5 protein-coding genes and 1 pseudogene are annotated in these 8,939 nt (G+C 71.9%); 4 read left to right on the top strand and 2 right to left on the bottom strand.

What is annotated here, in order from left to right:
* Positions 1 to 286: 286 nt before the first annotated feature.
* Positions 287 to 2,764 (bottom strand): ATP-dependent DNA ligase, encoded by a 2,478-nt coding sequence (locus ACYC1Z_RS12655; protein WP_461409883.1) that lies wholly within the window; start codon positions 2,762 to 2,764, stop codon positions 287 to 289.
* Between the two features lie 195 nt (positions 2,765 to 2,959).
* Here ACYC1Z_RS12655 and ACYC1Z_RS12650 point away from each other — a divergent pair, with 195 nt between their 5' ends.
* From ACYC1Z_RS12650 to ACYC1Z_RS12635, 4 genes are all read left to right on the top strand, one after another.
* Positions 2,960 to 4,609, top strand: coding sequence for an ABC transporter substrate-binding protein (locus ACYC1Z_RS12650; protein WP_461409882.1), 1,650 nt, complete (start codon positions 2,960 to 2,962; stop codon positions 4,607 to 4,609).
* A gap of 196 nt (positions 4,610 to 4,805) precedes the next feature.
* The gene (locus ACYC1Z_RS12645) at positions 4,806 to 5,807 is read left to right on the top strand and encodes an ABC transporter permease (protein WP_461409884.1); all 1,002 of its coding nucleotides are present in this window, start codon (positions 4,806 to 4,808) and stop codon (positions 5,805 to 5,807) included.
* A 1-nt stretch (position 5,808) separates the two neighbouring features.
* Positions 5,809 to 6,795 carry an ABC transporter permease gene (locus ACYC1Z_RS12640; protein WP_461409881.1) on the top strand — a complete coding sequence of 329 codons (987 nt, stop codon included), beginning with the start codon at positions 5,809 to 5,811 and terminating at the stop codon, positions 6,793 to 6,795.
* Complete coding sequence (locus ACYC1Z_RS12635; protein WP_461409880.1) at positions 6,792 to 8,582, top strand: dipeptide ABC transporter ATP-binding protein; 1,791 nt, start codon at positions 6,792 to 6,794, stop codon at positions 8,580 to 8,582. Before ACYC1Z_RS12640 ends, ACYC1Z_RS12635 begins: the two co-directional genes overlap by 4 nt.
* A gap of 167 nt (positions 8,583 to 8,749) precedes the next feature.
* Here the strand turns inward: ACYC1Z_RS12635 and ACYC1Z_RS12630 are convergent.
* Positions 8,750 to 8,939: pseudogene (locus tag ACYC1Z_RS12630) on the bottom strand (NAD(P)-dependent oxidoreductase); the annotation flags it as partial.

Here is an 8,939-nt window from a genome sequence, read left to right as displayed (position 1 = left end):
CCCCCACCACAGTGGGTGGGGGCCGGAAGTGGGGTGGGGGCGGCAGCGGGATGGGGGGCGGCAGTGGGATGGGGGGCGGCAGCGGGATGGGGGGCGGCAGTGGGATGGGGGGCGGCAGTGGGATGGGGGGCGGCAGTGAGGTGCAGGGCGGCAGTGAGGTGCAGGGCGGAAGTGGGGTAGTGGGCGGTGTGGGGTGGTGGGCGGAAGTGGGGTGGTGGGCGGTGTGGGGTGGTGGGCGGAAGTGGGGTGGTGGGCGGCACAGTCTGGTTCCGGTGCGTGGCGTGCCTCAGCCGGGCCCGGTTCCTTCCCAGAGGACCTCACCGGGCGCCTTGTCCGGACGCCATCCCCGCCACCGGGGATGACGCAGACGCCCGTCGGGCGTGCTCTCGGTGTAGACGACCTCCCCCACCCGGGTCGGCTCGACCCATCGGGCGTCGCGGGCGTCCACGGCGGGCACGTCGTCGAGCGGGGGCGTCGCACGCTCGTCCCGCGCGAGCTCGGCCACCAGCCCCTCCACCTCCCGCTGGGAGAACCCCGACCCGACCCGCCCGACGTACCGCAGGCGCGCGCCGTCGGGCACCGCGGCGAGCAGCGAGCCGACCGCCCCACTGCGGTTGCCCTGCCCCGGCCGCCAACCGACGACCACGACCTCCTGGGTGAGCGCGTGCTTGATCTTGACCCAGGCGGGCGAGCGCCGCCCCGGCGTGTAGCGCGAGTCCCGTCGCTTGGCGACGACGCCCTCGAGGCCGAGCATGCGGCTCGCGGCGACGGCGGCGTCGACGTCCCCGTCGAACACGTCCGGGACGTCGAGCAGCGGGTGCGCGGCGGGGTCCACGACCTCGTGGAGCAGCGTGCGGCGCTCGTCGTAGGTGGCATGCAGCTGCGAGCGCCCGGCGACCTCGAGGACGTCGAACAGCATGAGGCGCACTGGAGCACTCGCGGCCAGGCGGGCGATCCGCCGGTCGTCGGTCAGATTGAACCGCTTCTGCAGGTGCGCGAAGCTCGGCCGGCCGCGCTCGTCGAGGGCGACGATCTCGCCGTCGAGCACGGCCTGGTCGACGTCGACGAGCGCCGCGGCGAGGTCGCCGAGCTCGGGGTAGAGCGCGGTGACGTCGTTGCCGTTGCGGCTCATGAGCCGCACCGCTCCCCCGTTGACGGCGACGATCGCGCGGACGCCGTCCCACTTCATCTCCAGGGCCCAGGACCGCCCGGTGGACAGCGCCTCGGCCGTGCCGGGGGTGGCGAGCATGGGCGACGGCGGCCGGCCCAGCAGGGAACGGCGGGTGGTGCCCGCGCCCCGGGAGACGGCGCGCGGGGAACCAGCGCTGCCGCCGTGGGGCGCCACGAGGTGGATCAGCCAGTGGTTGCCCGTGCCCCCGCCGGTGCGGATGAGCGCGAACGTGGCCTGCCGGCCGGGGCCGTCCGCGCCGGCGAGCCCGCCGCCCTCGGCGCCGGTGAGGACGGCGATGACCTCCTTGCCCTCGTACCACTTGCGCAGCTCGTAGGTACCGGTGTCCCAGATGCGCACATCGCCGCCGCCGTACTCGCCCTGCGGGATCGTGCCGACGAAGGTGCCGTACTCGATCGGATGGTCCTCGGTCTGGACGGCGAGGTGGTTCTTCCCGCCGTCCGTCGGCACCCCCTTCGGCAGCGCCCAGCTCACCAGGACGCCGTCGTGCTCGAGGCGGAAGTCCCAGTGCAGCCGGCCTGCGTGGTGCTCCTGGATGACGAACATCGGCGCGTCCTCCGTGCCGCCGTCCGCGCGGCGTGCCCCGGGCGACGCCGCCGGCACCGGCTCCGGCGTCCGGGCGGGATCCCGCTTGCCCCGGTAGACCTCGAGGCGGTCCCGCGCCGCCGGCGTGCGCTCGCCCGGGTCCGTGTACTCCGCGTGCCCCGGCGCCAGCCCCGCCATCGGGTCGCCCCGCCGGGTCACGAGGTCCAGCACCTCGTGGTACTCCAGGTGAGCCGGCGCCGACGAGTCGAGCTCGTCCCAGGTGCGCGGCGCTGCCACGGTCGGGTGCGTGCGCCCCCGCAACGAGTACGGCGCCACCGTGGTCTTCGCGGCGTTGTTCTGCGACCAGTCGACCAGCACCTTCCCGCCGCGCGACGACTTCTTCATGTCCGAGACGACCAGGTCCCCGTGATCGGCCTCCAGGGCCCGCGCGAGCTCGTGGGCGATGGCGCTGACCTGGTCGGACGTGTGGTCGCCCGCGAGGGCGGCGTACAGGTGGATGCCCTTGGAGCCGGAGGTCACCGGCACCGGTGCCAGGCCCATCCCCAGGAGCAGACCGCGAGCGAGGCGGGCCGCCTCGGCGCACTCGGCGAGGCCGGCCCCCGGCCCCGGGTCGAGGTCGAGCACGAGCCGGTCCGGGTTCCGCGGCCGACCGTCGCTGCCGAAGCGCCACTGCGGCACGTGGACCTCCAGGGCCGCGACCTGGCCGAGCCAGGCCAGGGTGGCGGCGTCGTCGACAAGGGGGTAGGTCTTGGGCCCCGCGGAGTGCTCGATGTCGGCCCGCGCCACCCACTCCGGTGCGCTGGGTTCGAGGTTCTTGACGAAGAACACCGGCCCGGGTTCGGACTCGGTCCCGACACCGTCGGGCCACCGCTTGCGCGTCGCGGGCCGGCCGGCGCAGTGCGGCACCATCACCGGCGCGATCCGGGTCAGGTAACCGAGGACGTCGGCCTTCGTGGTCCCGGTCGCGGGGTAGAGCACCTTGTCCAGGTTGGTCACCCGCAGCCGGTGCCCGCCGACGACGACCGTCATGGGCCTGTCCCTCGTCGCCATGGCAACCAGTGTGCGTCAGATCACAACTATGTTGCAGTTCAAGACCCAACCCACCGGGTCTCACTACATGAGACCTTCCTGTGCTAGAACGGACCCCCACCAGCGACGACGCGTCCTCGCGTCGTCCCACCCGGGAGCCGTTTCGCCCCGGGACGGAACGGAAGAGGACTCCTCATGGCATCCGCTCGACACCGCCGCCGGACGTTCGGCGTCATCGGCACCTCCACGGTCCTCGCGCTCACGCTCGCCGCGTGCGCCCAGACCGACACCCTCACGGACGGCGACACCACCGGCGCCGGCGGCTCGGCCGCCGACACCATCGTCGTCGGCACCACCGACGTCATCGTCTCGCTCGACCCCGCCGGCAGCTACGACAACGGCTCCTTCGCCGTGCAGAACCAGATCTTCCCGTTCCTCATGAACAGCCCCTACGGGAGCCCCGACGTCGAGCCGGACATCGCCGTCTCCGGCGAGTTCACGGCGCCCACGGAATACACGGTCACCCTCAAGGAGGGCCTGACGTTCGCCAACGGCAACGAGCTCACCTCCTCGGACGTGAAGTTCAGTTTCGACCGCCAGGTCGCGATCGCGGACCCGTCGGGCCCGTCCTCGCTGCTGTACAACCTCGACAGCGTCGAGGCCCCCGACGACCTCACCGTCGTGTTCCACCTGAAGAGCGAGAACGACCAGCTCTTCGCGCAGATCCTCTCGAGCCCGGCGGGCCCGATCGTGGACGAGGACGTCTTCTCGGCCGACGCGCTCACCCCGTCCCAGGACATCGTCACCGGCAACGCCTTCGCCGGGCAGTACGCGATCACGGACTACACCGAGAACGAGATCATCGCCTACGAGGCGTTCGATGGCTACGACGGCGTCCTCGGCGCCGCCCGCACCCCCAGCGTCACGGCCCAGTACTTCACCGACGAGACCGCACTCAAGCTCGCCGTGCAGCAGGGCGACGTCGACGTCGCGTTCCGCTCGATGAGCCCCACCGACCTCGCGGACCTGCGCACGGACGAGAACGTGACCGTCCACGACGGCCCCGGCGGCGAGATCCGCTACATCGTCTTCAACTTCAACACCCAGCCCTTCGGTGCCGAGACACCCGAGGCCGACCCGGCCAAGGCGCTCGCCGTCCGCCAGGCCGTGGCACACACGCTCGACCGCGCCGCCCTGTCGACGGAGATCTATCAGGACACCTTCACGCCGCTGTACTCCTACGTCCCGGACGGCCTCACCGGCGCGGTGGAGCCGCTGAAGGAGCTCTACGGCGACGGCCAGGGCGGCCCGGACACCGCGAAGGCGGCCCAGGTCCTCGCGGACGCCGGCATCCCGACGCCGGTCGTGCTGGACCTGCAGTACAGCCCGGACCACTACGGCAAATCCTCCGACGACGAGTACGCGATGATCGAGGCGCAGCTCGAGGCGGAAGGCCTGTTCGACGTCAACCTCCAGTCGACGCTGTGGGACACCTACTCCACCGAGCGGCGTGAGGACTTCTACCCCGCGTACCAGCTCGGCTGGTTCCCGGACTACTCGGACGCGGACAACTACCTCTCGCCGTTCTTCCTCCCGGGGAACTTCCTCGGCAACCACTACGAGAACCAGGCCGCCACCGACGCGATCCTCGCCCAGGCGACCGAGCCCGACGCCGACACCCGCGCCACCCTCATCGCCGAGGCGCAGGAGATCGTGGCCCAGGACCTCTCGACGGTGCCGTACCTCCAGGGTGCGCAGGTGGCGGTGTCCACCACGGACATCACCGGCGTGACCGACACGCTCGACGCCTCGTTCAAGTTCCGCTACGGAGCGCTCGGACGCTGAGCCCCACGGCCGGCCTGGGCCGTGCAGCGCTACGCTGTGCGGCCCCGGTCGGCCGTGCCCATTTCGCCCGCCGGACCACCCCGGCCGGGTCATCCAGACGTGAGAGGACGGCGTCGACTTGACGATCGTTGACGAGCGGACCGTCGGCAGCACCCCTGCCGCCAAGACCGGCGGGGGGTCGGGCCTCGGGCGCTACATGCTCGTACGGTTCGTGCTGATCATCCCGACGGTCTTCATCCTGGTCACTCTGGTCTTCTTCCTGATGCGCGTGGTCGGCGACCCCATCACGGCGTCGGTGGGTGGGCGCCTGACGGAGGCCCAGCTCACCGAGCGCATCGTCGCCGCCGGGTACGACCGACCGATCCTGGTCCAGTACCTCGAGTACCTCGGCCAGATCTTCACCGGGGACTTCGGTCGCACGATCACCGACAACCGCGAGATCAGCGAGATCCTCGTGACGTACGGCTCCGCGACGCTCGAGCTGGTCCTGTTCTCCCTCGTCGTCGCGTTCATCGTCGGCATCCCGCTGGGCATGGTGGCCGCGTACCTGCGCGACCGCTGGCCCGACGCCGTCCTCCGCGTCTTCGCGATCCTCAGCTATGCCACCCCGGTCTTCTTCGCCGGCCTGCTGCTCAAGCTCGTCTTCTCGGTGTGGCTCGGCTGGCTGCCGCTCGGCGGGCGGGCGAGCACCGCCGTCCAGCTCGTGCTCGGCCGCATCAGCGGCTCCACCGGCATCAACATCATCGACGCGCTGCGCACCGGCCGGTGGGACCTCATCAGCGACGTGCTCATGCACGCCGTCCTCCCCTCCGTCGCCCTCGGCCTGCTGACCGCCGGGGTGTTCCTGCGGCTGGTGCGCACCAACCTCATCGGCACGCTCGGGATGGACTACGTCGACGCCGCCCGCTCCCGCGGCGTGGGCGAACTGCGGCTGGTGCGCAAGCACGCCTACCGCCCCGCGCTCATCCCGATCATCACCGTCATGGGCATGCAGATCGCGCTCATGATGGGCGGCGCGATCCTCACCGAGACCACTTTCGGCTGGCGCGGGCTCGGCTTCATGCTCACGCAGTACCTGGGCGCCCGTGACTTCGTCGCGGTCCAGGGCATCGTGGCCCTGATCGCGGTCATCGTGGCCGTCACCAACTTCATCGTGGACATCATCGCCGCGCTGATCGACCCGAGGGTGAGGTACTGACATGACGGCCGACGTCGTCGCCCACGGCGCCGCCGCCGAGGCGCGCTGGAAGCGGTTCCCGCTCATCTGGCAACTGCGCCGCAGCGTCGGGCTGCAGCGCGGCATGCTCATCGCCGGCCTCGTCCTGTGCGCGGTGTTCCTCCTCGTGGCGATCTTCGCCCCGGTGCTGGCGCCGTACTCCTTCAACCAGCTCAGCGGGCCCGACGGGACCTTCCCCCGCCAGGCACCGCCGTCGGCCGAGTTCGTCTGGGGCACCACGGTGGGCGGCTACGACGTGCTCTCCCGGGTCATCTGGGGCGCTCGGACGGCGGTCCTGACCGTCGTCATCGCCGTGGTGGCCTCGATCTTCCTGGGCATCGCGCTCGGCCTGGTCTCCGGCTACCTGGGTGGCTGGGTGGACCGAGTGCTGGTGACGATCGGCGACGCCGTCTACGCGTTCCCGTCGCTGCTGCTCGCCATCGTGGTCTCGATCATCATCTCCGGTGGGCAGTCCGGGTTCCTCCCCGGCGTCCTCGCCGCGGCGATCTCCATCACCGTCGTCTTCGTCCCCCAGTACTTCCGGGTGGTCCGGGCGGAGACGGTGCGGCTGAAGGCCGAGGCCTTCGTCGAGTCCGCCCGGGTCGTCGGCACCTCCACCCCGCGCATCCTCACCCGGCACGTGCTCCCCAACGCCACGAGGTCACTGCCGTTGATCCTCACCCTGAACTCCTCCGAGGCGATCCTCACGCTCGCCGGCCTGGGGTTCCTCGGCTTCGGCATCAACCCCACCGCCGCCGCCGAGTGGGGTTACGACCTCAACCGCGCGATCTCCGACGTCGCCTCCGGCATCTGGTGGACCGGGGTCTTCCCCGGCATCTCGATCGTGCTGCTCGTCCTGGGCGTGACGCTGGTCGGCGAAAGCCTCAATGACCTCTCCGACCCACGGCTGCGGATCCGGCGTCGCCCCACCAAGGCGGCCGTGGACGCCGCGAAGGGAGACGAGGCGTGAACGCCGTCGTCGAGATCAAGGACCTCCACATCACGTTCACGACCGACGCCGAACCGGTACGCGCCGTCGACGGCGTCTCGCTGAGCGTCGACCCCGGCCAGGTGCTGGCGATCGTGGGCGAGTCCGGCTCCGGGAAGACCGTCACGGCCAAGTCGATCCTCAAGCTGCTGCCGGAGACGGCGACCGTCTCGGGCGCCGTCATCCTCAACGGCAACGACGTCGTCCAGATGGACGCCAAGGCCGTGCGGAAGGCCCGCGGGCGTGACGTCGCCATGGTGTTCCAGGAACCGTCCACCGCGTTGAACCCGGTCTTCACCGTGGGTTGGCAGATCGCCGAAGGGCTGCGCGCCCACGGCGAGGTGCGCCGGAAGGAGGCACGGGCGCGGGCCGTGGAGATCCTCGGCCGGGTCGGCATCCCCGATCCGGAGAAGCGCGTCGACCATTACCCGCACCAGTTCTCCGGCGGCCAGAAGCAGCGCATCGTCATCGCCATGGCCCTGGTGCTCGGGCCGAAGGTGATCGTCGCCGACGAACCGACCACCGCGCTGGACGTGACCATGCAGGCGGAGATCCTCGACCTGCTGCGGCGTGTGCGGGACGAGTTCGGCTCCGCCATCGTGCTCATCACCCACAACATGGGTGTGGTGGCCGACCTCGCGGACCGCGTCGCCGTCATGTACCGCGGCAAGGTGGTCGAGGAGGCGGACGCCCGCACGCTGTTCGCCGCGCCGCAGCACGAGTACACGCGGGCCCTGCTCGACGCCGTGCCCCGCCTCGGCACGCTCGCCGCGGAGCCCGCCGCCTCCGCCACGACGGCGGTCCCGGTCGCCGACGGAGCCGGATCCGCCGTCGGCGACCAGCCGGCCACCCACGCCGCCGCCACCGCGGGGCCGGAGGGGCCAGGCCCGGACGCCACCCGAGCATCCGCCGTCGTCGAGGCCCGAGCGGCCGCCGTCGTCGAGGCCCGCGCGCTCGAGGTCGTCTACCCCGGACGACTGGGCCGGGGCGGCTTCCGCGCCGTCGACCGCGTGAGCCTCTTCATCGACCCGGGCGAGGTGCTGGGGCTGGTGGGCGAGTCCGGCTCCGGCAAGACCACCATCGGCCGCGCGATCGCGGGTCTGACCCGCGCCACCGGCGGCTCCCTGCGGGTGCTGGGCCACGAGATGGTCGGCACGCGGGAGCGGGCAATCCGACCCCTGCGCGCCCAGATCGGTTTCGTGTTCCAGGACCCGGCGACCAGCTTCAACCCGCAGATGACGATCGAGGAGTGCCTCGCGGAACCGCTCATCGTGCACGGCAAGGCGCGGGACGCCGCCTCGGCCCGGCGCCGTGTGCACGAGATGCTCGACGCCGTGCACCTGCCCGTCGCATACGCGCCCCGGTACCCGCACGAGCTCTCCGGCGGGCAGCGCCAGCGCGCCAGCCTGGCCCGGGCCCTCGCCCTGGACCCCAGCCTGGTCGTCGCGGACGAACCCACCTCGGCACTCGACGTCTCCGTCCAGGCGAAGGTGCTCGAGGTGTTCACCGAGCTGCAGGAACGGCTGGGGTTCGCGACGCTGTTCATCAGCCACGACCTCGCCGTCGTCGGCATGCTCGCCGACCGGATCGCGGTGCTCTACCGCGGCCAGCTCGTCGAGGAGGGCACCGCCGAGCAGGTGCTGCTCGCGCCGCGCCACCCCTACACGCAACGGCTCTTGGCCTCGGTGCCGGTGCCCGATCCGGTGGAGCAGGAGCAGCGCCGCGAGACGCTGGCCCGGGTCCGGGCGGCAGAGGGGGCCGAGGTCTGAGGCCACCGGCCGCGGGCTGAGGCGACCGGCCGCGGGCTGAGACCACCGGCCGCGAAGTCTCCCCCGCCGGCCGGTGCGACATCAGGCGGCCGGCGCCGTCAGCTGCCTGTGTCCTCCGGGGGCCTGTGTCCTCCCGCGGGGGCTGTGTCCTCCGGTGATCGACGCCGTCAGACGGCCCGCGCCGCCGGCACGTTCGCCTTGATGGCGTCGGTGATCGGCGTGGCGGGGCGGCCGAGCAGCCGGTCGAGGTCGGTCGTGTCGCCGTCGAGCGCGCCGTCGGCGATGTTCTGGTCCACCGCCACGAGGAAGTCGACCGTGCCGGCGTCGAGCCCGGCGTCGGCGAGAGCCTGCGCCAAC

Source organism: Georgenia sp. (assembly GCF_054605595.1).
The sequence above is the reverse complement of the archived record's forward strand: the minus strand, read 5'-3'. Positions and strand labels throughout refer to the sequence as shown.